This window comes from Rothia mucilaginosa, assembly GCF_001548235.1.
GTDB lineage: Bacteria > Actinomycetota > Actinomycetes > Actinomycetales > Micrococcaceae > Rothia > Rothia mucilaginosa_B.
The window spans coordinates 1,360,947-1,385,266 of record NZ_AP014938.1; the positions used below are offsets into that span (position 1 = coordinate 1,360,947).

Consider the following 24,320-nt stretch of genomic DNA (forward strand, 5'->3'; position numbering starts at 1 on the left):
GCGGTCACCTCAACCCCACTTTCCCCTACCTATAGTGGAGGGTGGGAATAGCTGAGGCAGACCGCCGGTTAGCCGTTTAACAGCTGCCTGAATATCAGTAGCGTTTAGGTTTACGGCGTTTCCCCTATCACCGTTTGGGTGCCAGCACCCGCCATCCTTCTGGAGTAATCATGACTGAATCCCGTATTGAAGCACGTATCCGCGAACTCGGTTACGAACTGCCCGTAGCACCCGCCCCCGTTGCCGCTTATGTTCCCGCGGTAACCTCCGGCTCCTACGTGTACACCTCCGGTCAGCTGCCCTTCGTCGACAGCGCCCTGCCCGAAACCGGTAAGGTGTCCGACTCCGGCGCTGAAGGCTTCGTAACCCCCGAGGACGCTAAGAAGTACGCGGGTATCTGCCTGCTCAACGCCCTGGCAGCAGTCAAGTCCGTGATCGGCGACCTGGACCGCGTGCAGCGCGTCGTGAAGGTTGTTGGCTTCGTGGCATCCGAGGTGAACTTCACCGCTCAGCCCACCGTCATTAACGGCGCCTCCGAACTGCTCGGCGAAATCTTCGGCGAGGCAGGCCAGCACGCCCGCTCCGCCGTGGGTGTTCCCGTTCTTCCCCTGGATTCGCCCGTAGAGGTCGAGATCATCGTTGAGTATGTCTAAGCTGTACACCGGCGCTCTGCCGCTGTCTGCTATTCGTGCTGCCCAAGCTCAGCGGGCGGCACAGAACGCTCCTGACAAGACTGCACACACCGGATCCGTACAGGACAACGGCACCGCCCAAAACATCAAGACTCTACCCCTGCCGGTGCAGGAACGCCGCTTCGGCACTCCCACCCCGGCTGAGGGAGTGGAGCGCCCCCGCATGTTTACCGGCCGCCAGTCCGCGGCTAACCCGCGAACCTCCTGCATTCAGCGTCTCTACGCGGTCCCTGAGTTCATGCGCACCGCCGCCGAAAGCTGGTGCGAAGGCGGTAACGAAGGCGCGACCGGCTGCACGATGCGCCAGGCGGCATCCGTTATTTTTGTGCGCGATGGTGACAACGGCCTCGAAACGATTCTGACTTACCGCCCCGGCACCTCTCCGCTGGGCGTGGTGGCGTTCCCCGGCGGCACGGCTCTTCCCGGTGATGATGAGTCCGCCTCCTGGGTGGGTCCCGGCGCCGATTACTGGCAGGATCAATTCCACTTCTCCGATATTGCGCAGGCACGCCGCAGCGTCATGGCTGCCGTGCGTGAATCCTTCGAAGAGACCGGCATTCTGCTTGCCGGCGAGGACGAACAGGACGTCGTGGAGCACTCCAGCACGCCTGAGTTCATGGCCTGGCGCGAGGCAGTCGCGGCTCAGGATAAGAGCTTCTCTGACTTCTTGACCTCCAGCGGTTTAAGTGTGCGCGCTGACCTGCTGCGCCCGGTCGCGCGTTGGCAGTCCCCGGACTTCTTCCTCAAGCGCTACGATATCGCCTACTTCACCACGGCTCTGCCCGTCGGGCAGGATCCGAAGCTACTGCTCGGTAAGGGCGTGTGGGGTGACTGGCTGAACGTGCGTGAACTGCTCGAAGCCAAGGACACCAGCGAACTGGGCGACCGCATCGGCCAGCCCAACACGGTGGGTCGTACCTTGGACCAGCTCATTACCCCCGGCGTGATGTGCATGCTCGAATCTTTGGCGAAGGCACAGACTTCCGTCGCGTGGCTGTCCAAGCGCCGCAAGATTGAGGTGAAGAAGCCCGTGCTCGTGACCCACAATGGTGCGTGCATGCTCTCCTTCACCGAGGTGGTTCCGGCAACCACCGGTAGCGTGTACACCGGCGCAGCGGGTGTGCACTAACAGGCGTGCTCTAACGAGCTGCCGCAATACTCACTCTTGAGATGAAGCGTTAAAGAAATCAGGAGCCGTTTCCCCATGCAGAGGGAAACGGCTCCTAATCTATTTAAGTCGTCTTTCAGCGAGGGCGCCCTAGAATGCCCTCACTCAAAGAGGCTTTAGCGGGAACGCTGGCGCAGGCGGGGCAGGTCCAGAATGACAACTGCGCGTGCCTCCAGGCGGATCCAACCGCGGGAAACGAACTCGGCAAGAGCCTTGTTCACGGTCTCGCGGGATGCACCAACCAGCTGTGCCAGCTCTTCCTGAGTCAGCTCGTGAGCAACGAGCACGCCGTCGGTTGCGGGGCGGCCGAAGCGGTCAGCCAGGTCCAGCAGTGCCTTAGCGAGGCGGCCGGGAACGTCAGAGAAGACCAGGTCAGCCAGTGCCTCGTTAGCGTGGCGCAGGCGGCGAGCCAGAGTCTTAATGATCTGATCGGAGATCGTGGGGTCCAGCTGCTGTGCACGTTTGAAGGACTCGTGCTTGATGGCAGCCAGGCGAGTCTCAGAAACAGCCACAGCGTTGGTCGAACGGGGCGAAGGATCGAAGAGAGCCATCTCGCCGAAGACGTCACCGGGACCCATGATTGCGACCATGTTCTCGCGGCCGTCAGCGGCGGTGCGACCCAGCTTGACCTTACCGGAGAGCACAGCGAAGAGCTGGTCGTCCTGGTCGCCCTCGTAGAAGAGGACAGCGTTGCGGGAGAGGTCAATCTCCTGAATATCATCGGTCAGCAGAGCGAAAGCTGCGTCGTCGAGGTTAGCAAAGAGAGGGGTGCGACGGAGGATCTCGAGATCCATAAAGTTCTCCTAGATATGAGGTGATGAGCCGAAGCTCGTAAATGTTCAGTGAGTGAGCCCGAACCGGTGTCATGCGTCTCAACATCTGAAATGTGAGAAGGCTCAAGCTAGTGTGACATATTCAACTGATATGAGCGTACCCTAAAAAAGTGCTTTATGCATTCCAATAGGACAAGCTTTACAACAAAAGTTATTTCTTTCGGGCAAATTCAAAGCTTCCCCACAGGTTCGGCACCTAATATCAAGCATTCAGGTGTGTCCTTTATCGGCCCAACAAACGCCACCACACTCACCGGGCGCAGCCCGCACCAACCACAATGGGCACACCGTGACCACTTCTACCCACCAAGGAGGCAATTAGTCATGACGACTGGCATCAACCTGCTTGATATTGCTATCCCCATCATCCTGCTGCTCTACTTCCTCGCCGGAGTCCGCAGCGGATTCTTCACCACTCTCGGAACCTTCCTCGGCCTGGGCCTGGGCGTCTGCGCCGCAGCCTGGCTCGTACCCCTTGCCGTGGCATCCGTAGGAACCCAGTGGAGCCTCATTACCGCCGTCGGTGTGCTCGTCATCTGCCTGACCATCGGACAGTGGCTCGGCCTCGTTGCTGGACGCACCATCCGCCGCGTCACCGACATCACCCCGCTCAAGGGCGTAGAACGCTTCTTCGGCGGCGTGCTGAACCTCGCCGCCTGCGCCCTGGTCATGGTCGTGCTGACCATCTCCATGCGCACCGTACCCATCCCGCAGCTCAACACTGCGCTCAGCGACTCCAAGACCCTCTCCTGGATGGTCGCCTCCACCCCCGAGGTCGTCAAGGACCGCATCAACACGGTACGCAATGACGTGCTCGCCTTCGGAACCATTCCGGAAGTCAGCCAACTCATCGCCCCCGAAACCAGCGCCCCCACCCAGACCGTAGAATCCGCGGCACTGGACCGGGCGGCTGCCTCCGTGGTTGAGATTCTGGGCGCTGCCGAGCAGTGCGGCTACACCTCCACCGGTTCCGGCTTCGTGGCGGATAACGGCCTGGTCGTCACCAACGCCCACGTGGTCGCCGGCGTAACCTCCCCGGTCGTGCAGGACTCCCGCGGCCGCACCTGGCCCGGCACCGTCGTCTACATGGACAGCGAACAGGACATCGCCTTCATCAGCGTCCCCAAGCTGCCGCTCGAACCGCTGACCATCGGCAACAACGCCACCGCAGGTAGCCTCGTAACCTTCATGGGCTACCCCAAGGGCGGCCCGTTCAAGGCACTACCCGCCACCGTGCAGGGCATCGGCAACACCCAGACCATCGATGCCGACACCGGCCGCGCCAACGCCATGCGCCAGGTCTACCAGCTGGCAGCCGACGTGCAGCACGGCAACTCCGGCGGCCCCGTCCTCGACGAAAACGGCAACGTGGTCGGCATGATTTTTGGTAAAGCCACCAGCGGCCAGACCGGCTACGCCGTCACCGCAAGCACCCTCAAGCAGGCACTGGCTGAAGGTGGCGACAACACCGCCGCAGTCTCCACCGGCACCTGCCGCAAGTAACGAGTAAAAACATTCAGGCTCCCGAACCTCTAGCGAGGAACGGGAGCCTGAACTATTTAACGCTGAATTGTTGAGCGAGGGGGATAGGCGGGGCTATTCTGCCAAATGCTGCGCTGCTATTCCGCAAGGTGCTGCGCTAGGAAATCAACCGCCATGACATAGCCGTACGCACCCGCACCGGCAATCACCGCGGTAGCCTGCGGCGACACAAACGAATGATGACGGAACTCCTCGCGGCGATGCACATTCGACAGGTGCACCTCAACCACCGGAAGCTCAGCCGCCTCCAGCGCATCATGCAGCGCTACCGACGTGTGCGTGTACGCCGCCGGGTTGATAATAATCGCCGCGCCACGAGTGCGAGCACGCTGAATCTCATCCACCAGCGCACCCTCATGATTCGACTGCATAAACTCAACATCAAAACCATGAGCCGCCGCGCGCTCACGCACCATACGCTCAATATCGTGCAGAGTGGTGTAGCCGTACACCTCGGGGCGGCGCTGCCCAAGCAGGTTCAAATTCGGTCCATTAAGCACAAAAATCGTATCTGACATAAAACCAGTGTGGCACAGTGGGCGCCCGCCAAGCGCTAGTCGGCGCGAACTGCCCAAAAAAAGATGAGACACAGAAAATGATGGGCGAGCGAGCCAAGTACGGTGAACCTCGCTACCGCCCACATACCCAAGCCCGGTACCCTCGCGCTATGACCGAGAACGCCACCCAGCCCGCAGCGGGCGCACAGAACACTGCAGCACGCAACGCTGCGGCACAGAACACCGAATCGCTCCTGCAGATCCGATTCGTTCCCGAATTCAAAGCCGCAGCCGCCGCCCGCCGCCTCAACGCACGCGCACCCGAAAGCCACCTCGCCACCGTGCGCCGCGCCCGCAAAATCAACCGCATCCTCGGCGAAACCTACCCCTACGCCGTCGCAGAACTCGACTTCGACAACCCCTTCGAGCTGCTCATCGCCACCGTGCTCTCGGCACAAACCACCGACGTGCGCGTCAACTCCGTCACCGGTGCTCTCTTCGCACGCTATCCGGATGCCGCCGCACTCGCCTCCGCACGCACCGAAGAGGTCGAACCCTACATCCAGTCCCTCGGCTTCTACCGCGCCAAGGCACGCTCCATCGTCACCCTCTCCCAGCAGCTCGTAGAACGCCACAACGGGCAGGTTCCCTCAACCCTCGAAGAGCTCGTAGAACTCGCCGGAGTCGGCCGCAAAACCGCGAACGTAGTCCTCGGAAACGCTTTTGACGTGCCCGGACTGACCGTAGACACCCACTTCGGCCGCCTCGCCCGCCGCATGGGGTTCACCACCGCAGACGCCCCCGAAGCAGTCGAAAAAGACGTCGCCGAACTCATCGAACGCAAGGACTGGACGCTCTTCTCACACCGCATGGTCTACCACGGCCGCCGCATCTGCCACGCCAAAAAGCCCGCCTGCGGTGTATGCCCCGTTGCCGACCTCTGCCCGTCCTATGGAGCCGGGGAGACGAACGAACAAGCAGCACGTAAACTCATGAAATACGAAATGGCACCCGGTCGAGAAGACCTGCACCTGCGATTCCTGCAGGGCGCAACCCGCCGCGAACTCATGGCAGAAGGCTACCCGCTCAGCGCCTAACGGCGACTGAACCAAACCGGAATGCAGCCGCACAGAAGAGAGGTACACAGATGAGCGCACCCGAGGTACAACCCGAACAGGCGGGGCAGGAGGCACAGCACCCCGCCCAGCAGGCACTGGCGGCTCTCGCAGAGGGCGGCGTGGAATTCGACGTCCAAGCCCTGCTAAGCAGCGCACCCGCCAGCCCGTTGAACAAAGAAGCCGCCGTGCTGATTCTCTTCGGCGTGCTCGACAACTCGCCCTCCACCGGCGAATTTGAAGGCTGCCCCGAGAACGTCAGCGCCGACCTGGATGTACTGCTCCTCGTGCGTGCCGCAACCCTGCGCTCACACGCCGGTCAGCCCGCCTTCCCCGGCGGCAAAATCGACCCTGAAGACTACGCGCACGCCGAAACCACCGGCGAACCCGTCGCCCACATCGCCGCCCTGCGCGAGGCGGTCGAAGAAACTGGGCTAGACCCCGCCGGCGTGCAGATCCTCGGCCAGCTGCACACCCTGCCGCTACCCATCAGCAACTTCATGGTCACCCCCGTGCTTGCCTGGTGGAACAGCCCCGTGCCCGTCGAAGTCGTCGACCACAACGAGTCCGCGCTCATCGCCCGCGTGCCCGTGCGTGACCTGCTCAACCCCGCCAACCGGCACACCGCCTACGTCAAACACGGCCGCACTTCACACCGCACCCCCGCCTTCGAGGTGCGCATGCCCGGCGGCGAAGAATTCACCGTGTGGGGATTCACCGCGATTCTACTGGACCGGATCTTCGACTCGCTCGGCTGGACCGTGCCCTGGGATACAAAAAAGATGCGCCCGGCACCCGGCTACGAGGAGTAACTACGAGGAGTAAAACCGGCTGGAATAAATACCTGACCAGCGGATACAGGGTGCAGAATAGTGCGCAAATAGGGGCGGCAGATAGCTTGAATGAAGCTACCTGCCGCCCCTATTTTTGCCCTTGTACGGTGCCGCTTATGTGCGGCTGATTATTTACCGCCGATTATTTGCCGTCCGCGTAGTTGCGCACCCGCGCCACCGACACCGGAAAATCAACCGGCACCCGACCGAAGAGCAGACGCGCCGCCTCCGCCGCGCCCTCACGCACAATACGCTCCACGCGATCGGCCTCCAGCTCGGGACCGCACAGCAGAAGCTCATCGTGCAAAAAATACACAATGCGGGTGCGCATCGGCATACCAAAAATCCGCTCCGACAACAGACGAGAACGCACCGCGCCCATCCAACACAGAGCCCACTCCGCCGCCGTACCCTGCACAATAAAATTGCGGGTCATACGCCCGTGCGCACGCGCAGTCGACACCGCACGCGACTCAGCCGCCGGCGAAGACCGATCAGCCACAATCTCACGGAAACGCTCATCCACCGGCGGGGACGTACGACCCAAAAAAGTCGTCACCTGACCGCCCGCCTCACCAATACGAGCCGCACGCTCCGTAAACTCCATCGCCTGCGGAAAAAGCGCCGCCACATGCGGCAACAGGGCACCAATCTCACCGCTGCGACCGCCATACATAATCGCCAGCATGCCCACCTTCGCGTGGGAACGCTCCGTCAAACCCACACCCTTCAGGCGCGCCAACTCGGCAATACCCGCATACAGGTCAGCGCCACGACCCGCCGAAGCGAGCGCCTCATCACGGCTCAACGCCGCCAGAATACGCGGCTCAATCTGCGATCCATCCGTCACCGTCAGCACCTGACCCTCCGGGGCCTGCACCGCCTGACGAATCTCCGCAGGCAGCTGCAACGCACCACCGCCGGAAGCGCCCCAGCGCCCGGTCGCGGCGCCACCCACCTCAAGATGCGGGCGGAACGCCCCCTCAGAAACCCAGGTATCAGCCCACGTCCAGCCGTTAGCAGTCCAAATACGGTACAGCTTCTTATAGCGCAGAATCGGGTCAATCAGCGCCCAACGCTTCTCCCGCTGAGCCGGAATCGCATCCGCCCAACTCTTCAACTCCCACGAACGCGTAGACTTCACCGAAACCCCCGCAGACTGCAGAGCACGCAAAAGATCCTGCGGCGAATCCGGATTCAACGACGGCATAAACAGCATGCGCTGAATCTGCTCCGCCAACTCCTGCATCTTCTGCGGACGCTCCCCAGGCACCGGGCGCGGACCCAACAACTCGCACAGATGCTCATGATGCGCCTGCACATTAAACGGGATGCCGTAATAGCCAATCTCAGCCGCAACCAACGCACCGGCAGACTCAGCCGCCGCCAAAAGACGCAGCCGTTCCGGGTGCCTCGACGCACCGATAGCGCGCGCCTGCGCCAGCCACTCACGCATCAGCACACGCACTACCGGATGCTCCGGAAGCAGGGTCACCGGGCCCGCCGCCAACTGCGGGGCAAAAGGCTCATGAGGCGCCGCTTCAAGGAAATCGGGGGAGGAATCTGCGGGGGACTGGGTGGCGTTGGTAGCGGGCGCACTCAAAAAATCGGCGCCGAACAGCTCCTCCTGACCCTGAATCTGCCGCGCCACCGGCAGATACCCCTGAGGCTCCACCGCCTCACGCACATCAGAAAGATCCAACACCGGGCTGTACTCCACAAAACCGCTCGGATGCGTAGCGGCAGTCACCAAAATTCGCTGCACCAGACGCAAATCATGGCACAGATGCACCCGCACCCCGCGGCGCAGAAGCAACGGGTCAACGTGGCGGGTATCAGCCCAAATCCAGCGGGGGAAACGCGCCTGCGCCGAATCTGCCGCCTGCCGCTCTACCTCTCGCACATACGCCGGAAGATTCGCCGCACTCACCCGATCCGCGCGCGTAATCCGCGGAATAAAGGTCGGGTCCTGCAACTGCTCAGCGGTTGGCGCCGAAAAATGAAAAGCACCCCACGAGGTCACCGGCTGAGCACCGCGCGAGGACGCACCCGCGGCAATAGCCGAGGTGACCGGGTGCGCGGGGGTGCCGGTCTGGGCGGTAATACCCGCGCCGGTGGCAGGACTGAGCAGAACGTACATTCTTCCATTATCGAGGATGTGTCGGTAGAACGGGTGGTGCGTGGTTATCACCAGAATGTACGAGTGGTTTGTCATAAAAGCGTCGGATGCGTGCGTTTTGTTCGTTTGAGGTGCGTGCATCGCGGATATTTCGGGGTGCGCGAGGAGTTATCCACAGAACGCTCATTCTCTTAAAAATTTAGGGTGGGTGTAATGCTCTCCTAGAGCCATGAACCCCTCCAACAATCCCGCCGAGCACACAGCCAGTAACACTGCCAACCCTAACGGCTACCCGACCCGCACCGCGCAGAGCCCAAGCGTGCAGAGCTCAACCACGTATGCGCCGGATGCCCGCACGCACTCGCTGCCCGCCCTGCTCATTCCCGAGGACTATCGTGCCCGCGCCGTCGCCCTGCACGCTCGCGAGTTGATCCTGCGCTCGCCGCAGATGAGCGCTATCGCCCTGGGCGGTTTTAGCGCCGGGTTCAGCGGCGGGCTTAGCGGCGGATTTAACGCCGGGGTTGAGAAGGCAGGGGTTGAGAATGCAGGGGAGCGTCCGCCCGCAGAGGGCGCAACTGCCGCGGGCGGTGCAAACACCGCGAGTGCCGCGGGTGCTGGATTACTCCAGGAATCCCAGCCCCTCCGCGAGATTCTCGAAAACGCCGTGGATGAGGCAATCTACGCCATCGACGGCGGATACCCGGGGAACGCGAGCGCAGAGGGAACGGGTGTGGCGAAGCCCCGAAAATTCCGCGCCAAAACGGTGCAACCCGCGCCCGCCTCCTGGAGCTACCCCAGCGTGGAATACGTGCCCGTCAACCGGCAGACCGCACTGCGCTACCTCACCGCGGAACTCTACGGCCTCGGTGCCCTCGACCTGCTCCTCGACGAGGGACAACGCGCCGGAACCATCACCGATATCTACGTGAACTCACCCTGCGATATCTGGGCGGGCATCAACGGAACCACCCGCCCCGTGGCGCTGAGCCTCGGCAATGAGCGGCGTGTGCGTGACCTCGCCGAGCGGCTCATTCGCAGGCACGGCGGACAGCTGGATGCCGCCCATCCAGCGGCTGACATTAGCGACGAGCACGGCAGGCGCATCCACGCGATTATCCCGCCGCTGAGCGAACGCACCCGGCTCTCCGTGCGACTGCCCGCCCGCGAGCGCCCCACCCTGGCGCAGCTACAGGCCGCCGGGCTGTGCGATGAGGCGACCGCCGCCTACCTGCGCCGCATGATCGCCGAACGTCGCGGGTTCCTCATTAGCGGCGGTACCGGCACCGGCAAAACAACCCTGCTCAACGCCCTGCTGGGGCTGTGCACGCCGCAGGAGCGCCTGATTCTGCTCGAAGACACCCCGGAACTCGCGCCGCAGCATGAACAGGTTATTGCTCTCAAAACCCGCGCCGCCAACTCCGAGGGCGCGGGCGAAATCGGGCTGGGTGAGCTGATCGTGCAGGCGCTGCGTATGGGTCCGGATCGGCTCGTGGTCGGCGAGTGCCGCGGCGCGGAGGTGGTGCACCTGCTGACCGCCATGAATACCGGTCACCGCGGCGCCGGAACGACCCTGCACGCCAATAGCGCGCAGGCGGTGCCCCTGCGTTTGTGTGCCCTGGGTGCGCTCGCCGGACTGGATAGTAGAACGGTCGCTCTACATACGGCGACGGCTTTTGAACGCATTATCCACTTGGAACACCGGGACGGACGCCGCCGCATCGAGGGTATCTACTCCCTGCACCCCGCGGTTGCGGGGAGTGAAGAGTATCTGCAGGTCAGGCGTATTTCTGTGGGCTCCGACGTTGGGTATTAGCCCCCCGTGATGGGGGAATGGAACCGTGAAAGGAGGAAGCAATGAAGCAAAACAAGAAGAGTAACGGAAGCTTTCGCGAACGCTGGGCTGCGCGCTGGGCTGAGCGCCTAGCTGGGCCCGCCAGCGCCGAGGAAATGCGCATGTGGCCGCTCATGCTACGCACCCTCGCCCTGAACCTACGCGCCGGCATTCCCCTGCAGGAGGCGGTGCACGCCGACCCGGGCTTTGGGGAATTCGGGCAGCCTGCGCAGTTCGGGCAGCTCGGGCAGTTCGAGCAGTTTGCGCAGTTCGAGCAGCTTGGGCAGAACGAGCCGGCGCCGGATGCGGCGAAAACGCGCGCGAAGAACATAGCCGCCCGGAAAAGCATCCGACCCCGACGGGCACGAGGTATTTCGCCTTTTTCCGAAAACTACGGGCACAAGCGGTGCGCCGAAGATATCCGCCGCTTTACGCAGGCGCTCGCCACGATTACCTCCTGGGGTGCCCCCGCGCACCTCGCCTGCGCGCAGCTGCTCGAAAGCAACACCCGGATGCGCCCGCACAGCCGCGAGCGCCTGCACGACCTGCAGCTGAGCCTGCGCATGAGTGAGTGCGCGGGTGCGCCGCTTGCCACGAGCCTGGAACGCGCCGCAGAACACGCCGAAGAGCGTATCGACGCGCTCCTGGGCAGGCAGAGCGCACTCGCCGCACCGCGCGCCACAGGCAGAATCCTCTCCTGGCTTCCGCTGCTCGGCCTCGGACTGGGGGTGCTCATGGGAAGTGACCCCGTGGGCGTGCTGACCGGCTCCATTCTCGGGGCGCTCACCGGTTTGCTCGGGCTGGGGCTCGCCTTCGCCGGGCGCCGCTGGACCGCCGCGCTCGTGCATCGGGCGGAAGTGGAGAGCGTGCGGACGGCAAATGCCGGATCTGAGCCGGAAAAGCCTGCCTCGCCAGCAGGAGCCGTGCCCGTTGATACCGCCCTCGTGCTGGAACTACTCGCCGCACAACTACGCGCCGGGCTTGCACCGCTCGCCGCCCTGGGCACCCTCGCCGAGGCTCTCAATAGCCGACCCTTGCATGCGGTCTGCCAGCGCCTACAGATGGGCAGCGGCTGGGGGAGTGCCTGGTCGGGCCCCGCGGCGGGAACCTTCGGTGAGCTGCGGGATGCACTCGCCCCCGCCTACACGGGTGGCGCACCTAGTACTGCGCTGCTGCTCTCCCTTGCCGATGCGCACCGCCTCAGCGAACGTCGCGCGGCAGAACGCGCCGCCGGAAAGCTCTCCGTAGCGCTCGTGGTGCCCCTCGGGCTGTGCTCGCTGCCCGCCTTTATCTGCTTGGGCATTGTGCCCATCCTCATTTCACTACTGCCCACGCTGACCGGCTAAAGAATCGTGCCCATAAGCACTGTTGACTAGCTGAAATGCCGAAAATTTTAGACCCTCGCCCATCTGCAGTGAACGCCGATGGGCACCCACTCCGCCCCGAATGAACGGGGCACAACGAAAGGAAAACCAATGACGAACACCCTCTGCGAAGCAATCCGCCACGACCTGCACACTGCCGGCGCTCCGGTAAACGCCCCGGTCGGTGCTCCGCGCGAAATTCAGCCCGCCGCACCCGGTGCAGAAACGCAGACCATTCTGGGCCCCGTGCCGCTGTCCGTTGCCATCGCAACCACCATGAAGCAGCTGCGCGAAGAATGCCCCGAGCTTTTCACTGATACCGAGTTTTTCAGCGATGCTGAACTGTCCGCCGGTGCTGAGCTGAAGCACGCCGGCCCCAGGATTGACCCCGCCGAAATGGAGATCGATATGAATACGGATCGTCTGAGCCCCGAGCAGGCGTTGACCATTGCCCGCGCGCTCGCCGAGGGCTGCACCCTGGACGAATGCGGCACCACCTGCCGCAGCCTGGGTGAGCACGCGCCCGGCTGCGCCGAATATGTACCCGCTGAGGGTGATGACGAGGCGCTCGAAGAGTACGCCCCGGCGGGCGATCCGGAGGAGGGCGCCTCCACCGCAGAGTACGGCATTGTGATGCTCGCGGCGGTCGGTTTTGCGGGTCTGCTGGTGCTGATTCTCAAGTCAGATGAGGTGCGTTCCATGCTCCTGGATATTGTGCGTAACGCCCTGTCCATTGCGGGCAATACGGGACTGTTCTAGAGGTCTTGGTCTAGAGGTATTGAAAACCGCCGCAGGGTTTTGCTCTAGATGCTAGGTTCTGCGGAAATTCAAGCTAGAAAGGAGGAATAAAGAATGAACGCTCATGTGAATTTGGGTGCTTGGGCACGCGCTCTCCCTGCAGGAAAAGCCGGGGCGAAACCGGCGCTCTCGACCCCGCACAAGAGCCCGGCAGAAGAGGGCGTGATTACCGCCGAATTTGCGGTCGCCCTACCCGCCGTGACGGTGGTGCTCGCCCTCTGCCTGGGCGCCGCCTCCACGGGCGTTGCACAGCTGAAGGTGGAGGAGTCCGCGCGAACGGCTGCACGAGCCGCCGCCCGCGGAGATTCCGAGGCACAGATTCGCTCCGCCGTCAGCCGCATCGACCCGGCGCAGAGCGTGCAGATTTCCGTTTCTCCTAATGACGCAGCCGTGACAGAAGCGGGGGAGGGGCGTGCCCGGCAGGTGCACGTGCGGGTGAGTCGCCCCGCCCCCGGCGTAATCGGCTCGGCAACCGGCTGGGTGCTGCGGGCAGATGCTCACGCCCGGGTTGAAGGCGGCGGTGAAAACGATACTGAAAACGGTGCGGGTCATGAGGGCGAGTAGAGTCGCTATGCGTCCCGCCCCGAAAACAGCCTCCGGGAATCAACGCTCCGAAGAGGGCAGTGGCACCGTTCTCGCCCTCACCATCATTGCCGTGCTACTGGTGGTGACCGTGGTGATTGCCGGGCTTATTGGGGTAGTGTCCGCGAACCGCAGGGCTTCCGCGGCCGCCGATTTGAGTGCGCTCGCGGCGGCGGACGCCTACCGCGGGCTCACTGAGGGGGACCCGTGCGCGGTCGCAGCGGATCTTGCCGAACGCCACGGCGCGCACCTGGAATCCTGCACGTTTCCGGATCGCCCCGAAACGGTGGAAGTGACGGTCGCAGTCCCCGTCGCAGGGCCCATGGGGATGTTGGGCCCGGCGAGGGTGCGTGCCCGCGCCGGGGCTGAGCACCCTGAAGAAGAGTATGCCGAAGAAGAGCATGCCGCGGCGGGCAACGCGGAGGAGTTGAGCCCCGATGAGGTCGCCGAGCTGGAGGAGGAGCTGGAAGCTGGGCAGGACTCGGTGCCCGAACCTGAAAACCCAGCAGAACCTGAAAGTCCGCCCGAGCCAGAAAACCCTGCCGACTAGGCTATCTGTGCTCGCCGGGAGTTGTCATCCCAGCGCGTTCTACGCCTCAGCCATGCTCCGCAACATTGCCTGCAGTAGCGCCCGTGCGCCGTGCTTGCTGAGCGGCTCGTTGCGGTTGCCGCACTTGGGCGAGTGTACGCAGGAGGGGCAGCCGTTGTCGCATCCGCAGCTTTCAATCGCTTCGAGGGTGGCGCCCAGCCACTGCGCAACCGCATTGAAACCGCGCTCGCTAATGCCCGCGCCGCCGGGTGCGGCGTCGTAGACGAAAATGGTGGGCCTGCCGGTGTCCACGTGAAGTAGCGTGGAGAGCCCGCCCAAGTCCCAGCGGTCGCTGGTGGCGATGAGTGGCAGCAGCCCGATGGCGGCGTGTTCGGCGGCGTGCAGGGTGCCGGGGCCGTCCTCTTCGGTCACGCCCGCGCTGAACAGGTAGCTGGGCTCGAAGGTGAACCAGACCGCCTCGGTCATGAGCACTTCCGGCGGCATGGGTTGTGCCTCTTCGCCCAGGTATTCGCCGCCGTAGACGGAGAACCGCCGGTAGCCGGTGACTTGGTCGGTGACCTGAACCTGCCCGCGGTGCATGGTGAGCGGGGCGAGCTGCTGCACGTCGGTTTCGGGGGCGGAGATTTGGGGAACAGGCTCACCGGGAACCGCCTCCCCAACGACGTTTTGCGCACCGTAACTAACCCGCGCACGCTCCGCCAGAATACGCACCTCGGTGCTCTCAATGGCGCGCGTGTAGTAGTCCGGGTAGACGCGGCTGAGCAGAATCACGCGCTCGCCCTCGCTGATGGATTCGACCACGTACTGCGCGTTCTGGTGAATGTAGATTGCGCCCGGGTGCCCCTGGCTCATGGCGTGCGCGGCGTCCATGGTGCCGACGAGGGTGCCGTCTTCGGCGTCGATGAGCTGATAGGGTCCGCCGCCGGTGCCGCGGATATCGACCAGCTCGGCGGCTGATTCGGCGTGCGTCCAATACCAGCCGTCCGGGCGGCGACGCAGATACCCCTGCTGCACCAGCCGATCCAGCAGGGTGGCGGTGTGCGGCCCGAACAGGCTCAGCTCTTCGGCGCGGATGGGTGCCTCCTGCGCGGCGGCGCACAGCTGCGGTGAGAGCACGTACGGGTTCGTCGGGTCGAAAACGGTTGCCTCAACCTCCTGCCCGAAAATCGCCTCCGGGTGGTGCACCAGGTAGGTGTCGAGCGGGTTGTCGTCGGCAATGAGTACGGCGAGCGCGTCCTGACCGCTTCGACCCGCGCGGCCCACGCGCTGCATGAAGGAGGCGCGGGTACCCGGCCAGCCCGCCACGAGTACGGCGTCCAGTCCGGAAATGTCGATGCCCAGCTCCAGCGCGGAGGTACTCGCCAAGCCGAGCAGTTCGCCATTGCGGAGTTTGCGTTCGAGTTCGCGGCGCTCTTCGGGGGTGTACCCGGCGCGGTATGCGGCGACGCGGTGGGCGAGGCCCGCCTCCACCTCGTCGAGGTAGCGTTGGGTCTTCTGTGAGAGGATTTCTACGCTGCGGCGCGAACCAGCAAAAACCAGGGAGCGGGTGCGGGAAAGCACCAGGTCGGTGAGCATTTGCGCGCCCTGCTCCACGGGGGAGACGCGGCGCGGCGCCTCCTGCTCTGCCTTCGATTGGACCGCCTGCTGCTGGGTGCTGCGGGCACCCTTGGCGAGTTGATCGTGCGCCTTGGGCGGCATGAATTCTGGCTCCCAGAGCGCGACGGTGGTTTCACCGCGCGCGGAGGTGGACTCGGTAATGGCGGTAACCGCCTGCTGCGGCACGCCAATGAGCTTGGAGAAAGACTCGACCGGGTTGGAACTGGTCGCGGAGGCACCGTAGAACACGGGCACGGTGCGGTAGAGCGCACAGACACGGCGCAGGCGGCGTAGCAGGTTGGCGATGTGCGCACCAAAAACGCCGCGGTAGCTGTGTGCTTCGTCGAGCACCACGTAGCGCAGCCCGCGCAGGAAGGACGCCCACTGCCGGTGGTTGCTCAGAATTGAGTAGTTGAGCATGTCCGGGGTGGTGAGGATGAAGTTGGCGTGTTCGCGGATCCAGCGGCGTTCGCCGGTGGGGGTGTCGCCGTCGTAGCTTGCCGCGTGGAGTCCGGGTAGGTTGTAGGAGGTGAGGGCGGTGAGTTGGTCGGCGGAGAGCGCCTTCGCCGGCGAAATGTAGAGAACGTTCGCTCTATTATTGAGGTTTTCCGCCCCAGAATACGTGGAAGTTGAGCTCACCGGCTTCCCGCACGATGCGCGATAAATAGCGTCCAGAGTGGGCATCAGGTAGCTCAGGGTCTTGCCCGAGGCGGTACCCGTCGCCACAATCACGTGCCCGCCGCTGCCTGCACTCTTCGCGTCTTCGGCGCGCGTTGCTGCCGATGCTTCGATACGCTCAGCTTCGATGCGCCCCGCCTGCCAGCCGTAGCGCGCCGCACTCGCCGCCAGCGCCGCATCAAGACCGGCATGGGCGGCGTTCGCCGCCTGCACCTGATGGGCGTAGGGCTCGGCAATACCGAGCGATTCAAAAGCCTCCACCACACGCGGATGCAACCACTGCGGCCACGGCGCGTAGCTCGCCTCCCTGGCGGCAATAGTGTGAATATGGGTCACCTGTTCGGGCAGGGTTCCGGTACGTTCCGCCTCCGGCAGAAGGGATGCCAACACCTGCTGTGCGCTCGCGGGCAGCTCGCGGTAACGGAGCGTTTTTGGGTGCGCCGCAGGCTGCCCCTGCTTGGGCTGGTGTGTGGGCTGCTGCTCGGAGTGCTGTTCAGGGTGCTGGTTGGTGTTCTGCGAAGGGGTGCTGTGCGGCATGGGTTCCATTGTAGAGCGGCGGGCTACACCCCGACCTGTCGCCGGTCACTTGCTGTCCTGAACGCCGGCTCCGAGCCCGCTCGAATCCTGCCCCGGCTCCGAGTTTAACCCCGAATCTAACCCCGCCCCGGCACCGCCGACCCCGTAGTCAGCGCGCACATATCAAAAAATCTGCATGCTTTAGGCGTATATGACGATAAAATAGTTTCGTGGCTCAAAATAAGATTATTCTGTATTACCAGTTCGCCCCCATCGCCGACCCGCAGGCGGTCATGCTCTGGCAGCGTGCCCTCTGCGAGAAGCTCGGCCTGCGCGGGCGCATCCTCATTTCCAAGCACGGCATTAACGGCACCCTCGGCGGCGAAATCAACGCGGTCAAGGCGTACACCAAGGAAACCCGCAAGTACCCCGGCTTCAAGAACATGGAGTTCAAGTGGTCCGAGGGTGGCGCGGAGGACTTCCCCCGCCTGTCCGTGAAGGCACGCGACGAGATTGTGGCTTTCGGTGCTCCCGACGAGCTGCAGGTGGATGAGAACGGCGTCGTTGGCGGCGGCGTGCACCTGAAGCCTGAAGAGGTCAACAAGCTTGTTGAAGAGCGCGGCGACGAAGTGGTCTTCTTCGACGGCCGTAATGCGTTCGAGGCGAAGATCGGCAAGTTCAAGAACGCTATCGTTCCCGACGTGCGCACTACCCACGACTTCATCCGCGAGATTGAGTCCGGCAAGTACGATCACATTAAGGACAAGCCGGTCGTCACCTACTGCACCGGCGGTATTCGCTGCGAGATTCTCTCTGCGCTCATGAAGAACCGCGGTTTCAAGGAGATCTACCAGATCGACGGCGGCATCGTGCGTTACGGCGAGAAGTACGGCGATAAGGAACTCTGGGAAGGCTCGCTCTACGTCTTCGACAAGCGCATGCACATGGAGTTCACCCCGGACACCGTCACCATCGGCAAGTGCGAACAGTGCGGCGCCCCCTCGAACAAGTTCGAGAACTGCTCTAACGACTCCTGCCGCGAGCTGGTTCTGCTCTGCCCCGAGTGCGCAGCTGATGACGCGAAGCGCCACTGCGTGCCCGAGTGCTCGGTGGACCGCGAAGCAGCTGAGGCGAACGCCTAATGGCAGCCGCTAAGGGCGGCGCGGTTCAGATTTCTGAACCTCGCATTGAGGAGCACCCGGGGCTGGTCGTTGCCGGCGTTTCGCAGGTGTTCCCCCTGGACGGCGACTTCTCCTCGCTGTGGGATGAGCTGAATCAGAAGGCGTCCCCGGCGATGCTGGATGTTCTGAACGTGACCCAGTACCTGGGCGTGTGCACTCAGCCGAACCCGAAGGGGCAGGTTCGCTACACGGCGGGCTTCCTGGTGTCGGAACCGGCGAGCGCGGCGAAGCTCGGTCTGGGCGTGCTGGAGTTGCCTGCGAGCACCTACGCGGTGGTTGAGGTGACCGGCCCGATTTCGGAGTCCATTCCGGCTGGCTTTGCGAGCTTTGAGGAGGCGTTCTTCGCGAAGAATCCGCAGTACCGCCCGGTGGGTGGCCTTGAGGTGTACGGTCGCGGCGATATGCAGGCGGCTGATTACCGTATGGAGCTGTGGGTTCCGCTGGTGAAGCGTTCCTAAGGTAGTTTGTTTCTGCTGTTATGGCTGCAGTTTTAGCTGTTGAATAGAAGAGCCCGGTGGCGCGATGTGTTCGTGCTGCCGGGCTTTTCTGTGCCCTTTTGCACCTATACTTTGCACCTATATTTTCGCCAGTATTTTGCGTCAGTATTTGTGTTCCGGGCGGGTGGGCGCGCCGTGAGGTCGGGGGAGTGGGGGCTCTCGCGTAACATTCCGAAATAAAATACTTGACACGTAAAGTATTTGGGTTTAGACTTAAATCATCAGCCCGGTAGTAGAAGAGATCGGGCGCAACCCGCAAAGGAAAAAACCATGAACACCCCTAATAACCCTGGCACCCCGCAGATCGACGAATCCATCCGCATCAGCCACCTCGAGCCCATGCGCGGCGACGAGAAGAAGCTCGGCTTCCTCTCCTTTGGCCACTGGGCTGAGGTCCCCGGCTCGCGCGTACCCTCCGCCGCGGAATCCCTGCACCAGGCAATCGACCTTGCTGTAGGCGCCGAAGACATCGGATTGGATGGCGCGTTCTTCCGCGTGCACCACTTCGACCAGCAGCAGGCGACCCCCTACCCCCTACCCGCTGCTCTCTGCAATCGCCGCTAAGACCGAACGCATCGAGCTCGGCACCGGCGTGATTGACATGCGCTACGAAAACCCGCTCTACATGGCAGAACTTGCCGCCATGGCAGACCTCATCGCTGTGGGCCGACTGCAGCTGGGTGTCTCCCGCGGCTCGCCCGAGTCCGTTATCCGCGGCTTTGAGAGCTTCGGCTACTACCCGGCAGAAGGCGAAGACGAGGGCGATATGGCGCGCCGCCACCTCGATATTTTCCTCAAGGCAATTGAGGGTGAGGGCATGGCGCCCAGCGCTCGCATGGCGGGCAAGTATGCCCCCATTCAGCCGCAGTCGCCGGGTCTGCGCGACCGCATCTGGTGGGGTGCAGGCAGCGATAGCACCGCCGTGTGGACCGCGCAGAAGGGCCTGAACCTGATGTCGTCAACCCTGATGCTGGAAGATAAGGGCATTCCCTTCGATCAGCAGCAGGCGCAGCAGATTCGCCTCTTCCGCTCCGAGTGGGTGAAGGCGGGTAATTCGGGTGTTCCGCGTGTTTCGGTGTCCCGTTCGGTGCTGCCTGTTATCGATGAAACCTCGGCACGCTACTTCGGTCGCCGTGCCGCGGAGGACTCGCAGGATTACACCGGCATTATCGACAACACCTTCTCCCGCTTTGGTCGTAGCTACATTGGTGATCCGGCGGATATTGCTGAAGAGCTCGCCCGTGATGAGGCGGTTCAGGCGGCGGACACCGTGCTGCTGACTATCCCGAACCAGCTGGGCGTGGACTTCAACTTGAAGATGCTTGACGCCATCGTCAAGGAGATCAAGCCCGCGCTGACCACTAAGTAAAGCCCCTGAGGTGAGGACTCCGCAGAACCTTCTGCGCTAGCAGGGTTTCGCGCCAGCGTGCCGCCGTCGCTTCCGTGATGGGCGGTGGTCGCTGATGAGCGCGAACTCTGCCGCCTCCCGAGGGCAAGGGCGCGGAGTACGTGCGGCAGCCCGCACAAGTGGACAATTGGTCAGTTATCACTGTATAGTCATCGTATGCTGACTATTGCTTCACACCTCGACGTCATGAACCGGCTCGGCCGCGCCATGGCCGACCCGACACGTTCCCGGATTCTGATGACCCTCCTCGGCGGCCCGAGCTATCCAGCCGTGCTCTCGCGCGAGCTGGAGCTGACCCGCTCGAACGTGTCCAACCACCTGACCTGCCTGCGCGATTGCGGAATCGTCGTCGCCGAGCCCGAGGGCCGCCAGACGCGCTACGAGATCGCCGACCCGCACCTCGCCGCGGCACTGACGTCCCTGATCGACGTCACGCTCGCGGTGGACGAGGCCGCGCCGTGCATCGACCCGGCATGCTCGGTGTCGGGCTGCTGTGGAACGGCGGCGGGAGCATGAGCGAGACCCTGACCACCGCGCGCCGCGCGATGCTGCACCGGCGCGTCCGCTTCATCGTTGGCTTCACGATCACGTACAACGTAATCGAGGCAATCGTCGCAGTCTGGGCAGGCGTCCTCGCCTCGTCCGCGGCGCTCATCGGCTTCGGGCTCGACTCGGTTGTCGAGGTACTCTCGGCCGCGGCCGTCACCTGGCAGTTCACCCGCAAGGACCCTGAGCGGTGGGAAACGGTCACTGTCAAGGCCATCGGCATCGCGTTCTTCGCGCTGGCGGCCTACGTCTCGATCGACGCGGTGCTGGCCCTGGTCGGTCAGGAGGGCCCTGACCGTAGCCCGCTGGGTCTCGGCATCACCGCGCTGAGCCTGGTTGTCATGCCTCTGCTGGCGTGGATTGAGGTCCGCACCGGGCGGGAGCTGGGCTCCAAGAGCGTGATGGCCGACGCCAAGCAGCTCATCCTGTGCATCTATCTCTCCGGTGCGGTGTTCATCGGCCTCGTCCTCGACAGCCTGTTCGGCTGGTGGTGGGCTGACTCGGTCGCGGCGCTGGTTGTGGCGGTGCTCGCGGTGCGCGAAGGCCTGGAGGCCTGGCGCGGCGACGTCGAGTCGCCGTTCGAAGTGCTAGAGGACCTCGAAGACGAGGACGACTGACCCGTCACCCGGCGATGAAGAGCCAGTGGTGCAACCCAGACATGTGCTACGAAAACCCGCTCTACATGGCTGAACTTGCCGCCATGGCCGATCTCATTGCGGCGGGTCGACTGCAGCTGGGTATGGACTTCAACTTGAAGATGCTTGAGGCAATCGTGAAGGAGATTAAGCCCGCGCTGACCACCAAGTATTATTCTGCGCCAAGCTGTTTTTAGCGCTCTATGACGCGCTGAGATGCTTGTTCCCATACAGCTTGAGCCGTACATGCAGTAATGCCCCGGCAGGCACCCGCAAGGGTTCCGCCGGGGCATTACTATGCTCACGTTCTTAGAACTCTTTCGTCTTTTCCCAGGGCTCAATAGCGCCCGGCACCACCTCAAAAAGCGGATGCGCACACGCCGCTAACTCGCCGCGCGCCGCCAAACGCTCGCTCAACCGGTGCTCCCACTCGGGGTCGCGCCCCGCCACCTTGTGCTGCAGAAAAGCAAGCTCGTACTCCAGCTGACCCAGAGGAACGGGAATCGGCGTGACCGAAGCGTACGGGCTTTCTGCCTTGTCGGCGCAGTTTTTGCCAGCGCTATTTTCGCCCGCACCATTTTCGCCCGCACCAATCAGCGCACGGTTGAAAGAGTAGCCTCGGGCATCCGCCTCATCCGCCAGCCCGGATAGGTAGGCGGCAACCGCCTCCAACGGCTGCGGATGCGCACGAAAACGAATCAGCTGCGGATGATTCGTATACCCGCGCGTCAGACCCCGCAGAACCTTCTGCGCCAGCAGGGTTTCACGCCAGCAGGCGACCAGGGCGCGGCGATCGAGCAGGGAGGGGTGCAGGGACCAAATGCGCACGCTTAGCCCTGCTCTTCTGCAGTGTTTGCGGCAGCCGATTCTGCGCTCGCGTGCTCGTCGCTAAAGTGCAGGAAGCTCTTGAGCACCAGCTCACGCACCGCGTGCAGCAGGGTATCGCGCGGATGCTGCTCCTGCGTACCGCGTGCCGCGGCGGCCGCCTCGTCGTATTCGGGCCAGGACAGCAGCATGGCAAGGGCCGCCACAATCTGACCGACGGCAAGCTCACCATCGCTTGCCGACGCAAAGCCCGCCGTCTCGGTGGAGAGCAGCTGGGTGCGGCACAGACCTGAACCGGCACGCAGCAAAATGACGCTGGGGTGCTCGGCGCCGGGGCGGCCGTGGCGTTCCTCGGTGACGTCCTCGGCGACCTCCAGGTGCGTGGCGAGGAGCGCCTCATCGTCCATGGCGGCGAGGCGGTCGTAGCGGCGTACGGACTCGGTGAGGGCGCGGGCAATGGGCTGCTGAATCGGGTAGGTAATCTCCTCGAATCGCTGCAGGGGCTCGGTTACGCCTGCCGCGGTAGATTCGTTCGGGCGGCGCAGCCAAATCATGCCGAAACCAATAGAATGAACGTTCCGGGAAGCGAAGTCGTTCAGGTACGCCACGTAGGTCTGCTCGTAGTGGCTGCGGTCGCGGTTCTCGCTCGCATCCTTCAGCCAGGTTTCCGCGTAGGAGGCGGGGGTCAGCGCCTCACGCTGAATGAACCACGCCTCCGCACCGCCGTCGGCAACCCAGGCACGCGGACGCTCATCCCACGGGCGGGGTGCTTCCGGGTCCGCCGAGTCGCGAATAATCTCCCAGTTGCCCAGCATCTGCGCGCGGCCACCGGGCACCAGCACCGACGGCAGCTGGCGCACCATCGTGCTCACAATTTCGTCACCGGGCAGGCCGCCGTCACGGTAGGTGAACTGCTCCTCGGCGCTCTCACCGGCAACGCGCGGGGTAATCACGAACGGCGGGTTCGACACCACCAGGTCAAAAAGCTCACCGGCGACCGGCTCCAGCAGGGAACCCATGCGCAGGCTCACGCGCGCCTGCGGGTTCTGCGAATCAATATTGAGCGCCTGCGCGTTCAGCAGCAGGTTAAAACGGGTGAACGCCAGGGCACGTTCCGAAATATCGGTGGCGGTCACGTGCTCAGCGTGGGCGAGCAGGTGGAAAGTCTGAATACCGCAGCCGGTGCCCACATCCAGGGCACGCTTGACGGGGGTGCGCTCGGTAATCTGCGCCAGCGTCAGGGAGGCGTGACCGATGCCGAGCACGTGATCCTTGCGGAGCACGCCGGGACGCTGATGCGCACCCAGGTCGGCGGCAACAAAGATTTCGGTGCCGTCATCGGCGGCGTGCGGGCGCAGGTCAACGCTCGCAGTCCAGCGGGAGGAATCCTCAGCGTCGCGCTCAATCAGCGCGGCGTCCGCGAAGTCCTGCAGGGTCTCGCCGAAGACCTCTGCGGCCTCCGCCTCGGTGAGCGGGCGAGCCAGCAGGAAAAACGCCAGCAGACGCGCCAGGTTCTTCTCACCCACACTGTAATCGTCGCGCAGAATGTGCTCCACACGCCACAGACCCGGAACCACCTGGTCACGAGCCATCGCCTCAGCCGCCTCAACACCCAACAGCTCCTGCACAGCGTCATAGCTGTAATTCAACGCCAGCAGGCGTTCACGGATGCGGGTCAGGCGGGCGTAATCATCGCTGCGGGGAGCATCCGCAACGGCGGCATACTCGGGAGCAAAAGAGGCGGCAGAAATAGTCATGCACACCATTCTACGCACCCGCCGCACCCGACCGCCCTGCCCAGCTGCCTTACCTAACCGCCCGAGCGCGCCGCACCGCTGCATGTGTTTTCCAGCTCCGACCCACCCACTGACCAAAACCGTCATCTGCGCAAGAGTACCCAGCCCATCGCATACACTGAAACCATGAGTAACCTGTACCCCGATGAAAGTATCAGCGTCGACAAGTGCTGGGAGCGTCTGCACGCAAACACTCTCGGCCGCCTCATCCTCACTGACGGACAGCACGTTGATGTGCTGCCCGTGCTCTACGCCGTCGCCAGCCAAGACGACAAGCAGGAAATCTACATCCGCACCACCCGCGGCAACAAGTTCTCCTCCGTGGTGGTCAGCCGCCGCGTCGCCTTCGAAATCGATGAAACCCTCGAAGACGGCATCCGCTCCGTCATCGTGGTCGGTATCGCCCACTGGCTGCCGCCGGAAATGACCCCGCAGATCGTGCGCACCTTCGACCTGCCCGATTCCGAAACCCACGAAATGCAGTGGGTGCGCATTGCGCCGCAGACTGTGTACGGTCGCGAATACCCGCTGCTGCCCGCATACCTGGACGGCACCCACCCCGACTCTGACACCCTCACCAGCTAGAAACGCAGGTGAGCGGGTGCGGTGCGCCCCAGCACCCGCCTCCATGTACCCCGTGCACACACCACCGCTTCGGTACCGTATGATGTACCGAGTACCCTGCGCACTCATGCAAGCTCAACACGCCCGGTCCTCA

The 24,320-nt window shown here is 63.5% G+C and carries 21 protein-coding genes and 2 pseudogenes; 17 read left to right on the forward strand and 6 right to left on the reverse strand.

The window, feature by feature from the left end; genetic code table 11:
• Positions 1-170: 170 nt before the first annotated feature.
• On the forward strand, positions 171-653 hold the full coding sequence (locus RM6536_RS05290) for a RidA family protein (RefSeq protein WP_060824331.1): 483 nt from the start codon (positions 171-173) through the stop codon (positions 651-653).
• Complete coding sequence (locus RM6536_RS05295) at positions 646-1,821, forward strand: NUDIX hydrolase (protein ID WP_060824332.1); 1,176 nt, start codon at positions 646-648, stop codon at positions 1,819-1,821. Before RM6536_RS05290 ends, RM6536_RS05295 begins: the two co-directional genes overlap by 8 nt.
• A gap of 155 nt (positions 1,822-1,976) precedes the next feature.
• On the opposite strand, the gene RM6536_RS05300 is transcribed toward RM6536_RS05295, so the two are convergent.
• A complete protein-coding gene (locus RM6536_RS05300; protein WP_060824333.1) occupies positions 1,977-2,654 on the reverse strand; it encodes a Crp/Fnr family transcriptional regulator in 678 nt (225 codons plus the stop codon).
• A gap of 363 nt (positions 2,655-3,017) precedes the next feature.
• Here RM6536_RS05300 and RM6536_RS05305 point away from each other — a divergent pair, with 363 nt between their 5' ends.
• On the forward strand, positions 3,018-4,196 hold the full coding sequence (locus RM6536_RS05305; RefSeq protein ID WP_060824334.1) for a MarP family serine protease: 1,179 nt from the start codon (positions 3,018-3,020) through the stop codon (positions 4,194-4,196).
• Between the two features lie 116 nt (positions 4,197-4,312).
• Here the strand turns inward: RM6536_RS05305 and aroQ are convergent, their stop codons facing one another.
• Positions 4,313-4,753 (reverse strand): type II 3-dehydroquinate dehydratase, encoded by a 441-nt coding sequence (gene aroQ, locus RM6536_RS05310; RefSeq protein WP_049353885.1) that lies wholly within the window; start codon positions 4,751-4,753, stop codon positions 4,313-4,315.
• A gap of 149 nt (positions 4,754-4,902) precedes the next feature.
• Here aroQ and nth point away from each other — a divergent pair, with 149 nt between their 5' ends.
• Positions 4,903-5,829 carry an endonuclease III gene (nth, locus tag RM6536_RS05315; protein ID WP_060824335.1) on the forward strand — a complete coding sequence of 309 codons (927 nt, stop codon included), beginning with the start codon at positions 4,903-4,905 and terminating at the stop codon, positions 5,827-5,829.
• A gap of 50 nt (positions 5,830-5,879) precedes the next feature.
• On the forward strand, positions 5,880-6,659 hold the full coding sequence (locus tag RM6536_RS05320; RefSeq protein ID WP_049360386.1) for an NUDIX hydrolase: 780 nt from the start codon (positions 5,880-5,882) through the stop codon (positions 6,657-6,659).
• A gap of 163 nt (positions 6,660-6,822) precedes the next feature.
• On the opposite strand, the gene RM6536_RS05325 is transcribed toward RM6536_RS05320, so the two are convergent.
• On the reverse strand, positions 6,823-8,820 hold the full coding sequence (locus tag RM6536_RS05325) for a bifunctional 3'-5' exonuclease/DNA polymerase (protein ID WP_060824336.1): 1,998 nt from the start codon (positions 8,818-8,820) through the stop codon (positions 6,823-6,825).
• 208 nt (positions 8,821-9,028) lie between these two features.
• Here RM6536_RS05325 and RM6536_RS05330 point away from each other — a divergent pair, with 208 nt between their 5' ends.
• The 5 genes from RM6536_RS05330 to RM6536_RS05350 all read left to right on the forward strand — a co-directional run bounded on the left by RM6536_RS05330 (position 9,029) and on the right by RM6536_RS05350 (position 13,924).
• Positions 9,029-10,612, forward strand: coding sequence for a CpaF family protein (locus tag RM6536_RS05330; RefSeq protein ID WP_060824337.1), 1,584 nt, complete (start codon positions 9,029-9,031; stop codon positions 10,610-10,612).
• 41 nt (positions 10,613-10,653) lie between these two features.
• Positions 10,654-11,976: a type II secretion system F family protein gene (locus RM6536_RS05335; RefSeq protein ID WP_060824338.1), complete on the forward strand. Its 1,323-nt coding sequence runs from the start codon at positions 10,654-10,656 to the stop codon at positions 11,974-11,976.
• A 129-nt stretch (positions 11,977-12,105) separates the two neighbouring features.
• The gene (locus RM6536_RS05340) at positions 12,106-12,753 is read left to right on the forward strand and encodes a DUF4244 domain-containing protein (RefSeq protein WP_060824339.1); all 648 of its coding nucleotides are present in this window, start codon (positions 12,106-12,108) and stop codon (positions 12,751-12,753) included.
• A 93-nt stretch (positions 12,754-12,846) separates the two neighbouring features.
• On the forward strand, positions 12,847-13,356 hold the full coding sequence (locus RM6536_RS05345; RefSeq protein WP_060824340.1) for a TadE family type IV pilus minor pilin: 510 nt from the start codon (positions 12,847-12,849) through the stop codon (positions 13,354-13,356).
• A 7-nt stretch (positions 13,357-13,363) separates the two neighbouring features.
• Positions 13,364-13,924 (forward strand): Rv3654c family TadE-like protein, encoded by a 561-nt coding sequence (locus RM6536_RS05350; RefSeq protein WP_060824892.1) that lies wholly within the window; start codon positions 13,364-13,366, stop codon positions 13,922-13,924.
• A 39-nt stretch (positions 13,925-13,963) separates the two neighbouring features.
• On the opposite strand, the gene RM6536_RS05355 is transcribed toward RM6536_RS05350, so the two are convergent.
• Complete coding sequence (locus RM6536_RS05355; protein WP_060824341.1) at positions 13,964-16,744, reverse strand: DEAD/DEAH box helicase; 2,781 nt, start codon at positions 16,742-16,744, stop codon at positions 13,964-13,966.
• A gap of 200 nt (positions 16,745-16,944) precedes the next feature.
• Here RM6536_RS05355 and RM6536_RS05360 point away from each other — a divergent pair, with 200 nt between their 5' ends.
• The 6 genes and pseudogenes from RM6536_RS05360 to RM6536_RS09200 form a co-directional block, all read left to right on the forward strand.
• Entirely contained in the window at positions 16,945-17,856 is a 912-nt protein-coding gene (locus tag RM6536_RS05360) for a rhodanese-related sulfurtransferase (RefSeq protein ID WP_005504694.1), read from the forward strand.
• Positions 17,856-18,353 carry a GyrI-like domain-containing protein gene (locus RM6536_RS05365; protein WP_060824342.1) on the forward strand — a complete coding sequence of 166 codons (498 nt, stop codon included), beginning with the start codon at positions 17,856-17,858 and terminating at the stop codon, positions 18,351-18,353. Before RM6536_RS05360 ends, RM6536_RS05365 begins: the two co-directional genes overlap by 1 nt.
• A 378-nt stretch (positions 18,354-18,731) precedes the next feature.
• Positions 18,732-19,761: pseudogene (locus RM6536_RS05370) on the forward strand (LLM class flavin-dependent oxidoreductase).
• Between the two features lie 195 nt (positions 19,762-19,956).
• Entirely contained in the window at positions 19,957-20,316 is a 360-nt protein-coding gene (gene cmtR, locus RM6536_RS05375; RefSeq protein ID WP_049331677.1) for a Cd(II)/Pb(II)-sensing metalloregulatory transcriptional regulator CmtR, read from the forward strand.
• Positions 20,313-20,963, forward strand: a complete 651-nt coding sequence (locus RM6536_RS05380) for a cation diffusion facilitator family transporter (RefSeq protein WP_005508275.1) — start codon at positions 20,313-20,315, stop codon at positions 20,961-20,963. The genes cmtR and RM6536_RS05380 overlap by 4 nt, the downstream gene beginning before the upstream one ends.
• Before the next feature lie 38 nt (positions 20,964-21,001).
• Positions 21,002-21,088 (forward strand): annotated as a pseudogene (locus RM6536_RS09200) (luciferase); the annotation flags it as partial.
• Between the two features lie 202 nt (positions 21,089-21,290).
• Here the strand turns inward: RM6536_RS09200 and RM6536_RS05390 are convergent.
• Positions 21,291-21,809, reverse strand: coding sequence for a pyrimidine dimer DNA glycosylase/endonuclease V (locus tag RM6536_RS05390; protein ID WP_060824344.1), 519 nt, complete (start codon positions 21,807-21,809; stop codon positions 21,291-21,293).
• A 2-nt stretch (positions 21,810-21,811) separates the two neighbouring features.
• A complete protein-coding gene (locus tag RM6536_RS05395) occupies positions 21,812-23,563 on the reverse strand; it encodes a DUF7059 domain-containing protein (protein WP_231917936.1) in 1,752 nt (583 codons plus the stop codon).
• 165 nt (positions 23,564-23,728) lie between these two features.
• Between RM6536_RS05395 and RM6536_RS05400 the strand changes: the two genes are divergently transcribed.
• A complete protein-coding gene (locus RM6536_RS05400) occupies positions 23,729-24,187 on the forward strand; it encodes a pyridoxamine 5'-phosphate oxidase family protein (RefSeq protein ID WP_044145909.1) in 459 nt (152 codons plus the stop codon).
• Positions 24,188-24,320 lie beyond the last annotated feature (133 nt).

Coding starts and splice junctions, on each gene's coding strand:
- RM6536_RS05330 (WP_060824337.1), top strand. CDS start 9,029: ATGAACCCCTCCAACAATCCCGCCGAGCACACAGCCAGTAACACTGCC.
- RM6536_RS05340 (WP_060824339.1), top strand. CDS start 12,106: ATGACGAACACCCTCTGCGAAGCAATCCGCCACGACCTGCACACTGCC.
- cmtR (WP_049331677.1), top strand. CDS start 19,957: ATGCTGACTATTGCTTCACACCTCGACGTCATGAACCGGCTCGGCCGC.
- RM6536_RS05325 (WP_060824336.1), bottom strand. CDS start 8,820: ATGTACGTTCTGCTCAGTCCTGCCACCGGCGCGGGTATTACCGCCCAG.
- RM6536_RS05320 (WP_049360386.1), top strand. CDS start 5,880: ATGAGCGCACCCGAGGTACAACCCGAACAGGCGGGGCAGGAGGCACAG.
- RM6536_RS05380 (WP_005508275.1), top strand. CDS start 20,313: ATGAGCGAGACCCTGACCACCGCGCGCCGCGCGATGCTGCACCGGCGC.
- RM6536_RS05400 (WP_044145909.1), top strand. CDS start 23,729: ATGAGTAACCTGTACCCCGATGAAAGTATCAGCGTCGACAAGTGCTGG.
- RM6536_RS05350 (WP_060824892.1), top strand. CDS start 13,364: ATGCGTCCCGCCCCGAAAACAGCCTCCGGGAATCAACGCTCCGAAGAG.
- RM6536_RS05295 (WP_060824332.1), top strand. CDS start 646: ATGTCTAAGCTGTACACCGGCGCTCTGCCGCTGTCTGCTATTCGTGCT.
- RM6536_RS05345 (WP_060824340.1), top strand. CDS start 12,847: ATGAACGCTCATGTGAATTTGGGTGCTTGGGCACGCGCTCTCCCTGCA.
- RM6536_RS05355 (WP_060824341.1), bottom strand. CDS start 16,744: ATGGAACCCATGCCGCACAGCACCCCTTCGCAGAACACCAACCAGCAC.
- nth (WP_060824335.1), top strand. CDS start 4,903: ATGACCGAGAACGCCACCCAGCCCGCAGCGGGCGCACAGAACACTGCA.
- RM6536_RS05290 (WP_060824331.1), top strand. CDS start 171: ATGACTGAATCCCGTATTGAAGCACGTATCCGCGAACTCGGTTACGAA.
- aroQ (WP_049353885.1), bottom strand. CDS start 4,753: ATGTCAGATACGATTTTTGTGCTTAATGGACCGAATTTGAACCTGCTT.
- RM6536_RS05305 (WP_060824334.1), top strand. CDS start 3,018: ATGACGACTGGCATCAACCTGCTTGATATTGCTATCCCCATCATCCTG.
- RM6536_RS05300 (WP_060824333.1), bottom strand. CDS start 2,654: ATGGATCTCGAGATCCTCCGTCGCACCCCTCTCTTTGCTAACCTCGAC.
- RM6536_RS05395 (WP_231917936.1), bottom strand. CDS start 23,563: ATGACTATTTCTGCCGCCTCTTTTGCTCCCGAGTATGCCGCCGTTGCG.
- RM6536_RS05335 (WP_060824338.1), top strand. CDS start 10,654: ATGAAGCAAAACAAGAAGAGTAACGGAAGCTTTCGCGAACGCTGGGCT.
- RM6536_RS05365 (WP_060824342.1), top strand. CDS start 17,856: ATGGCAGCCGCTAAGGGCGGCGCGGTTCAGATTTCTGAACCTCGCATT.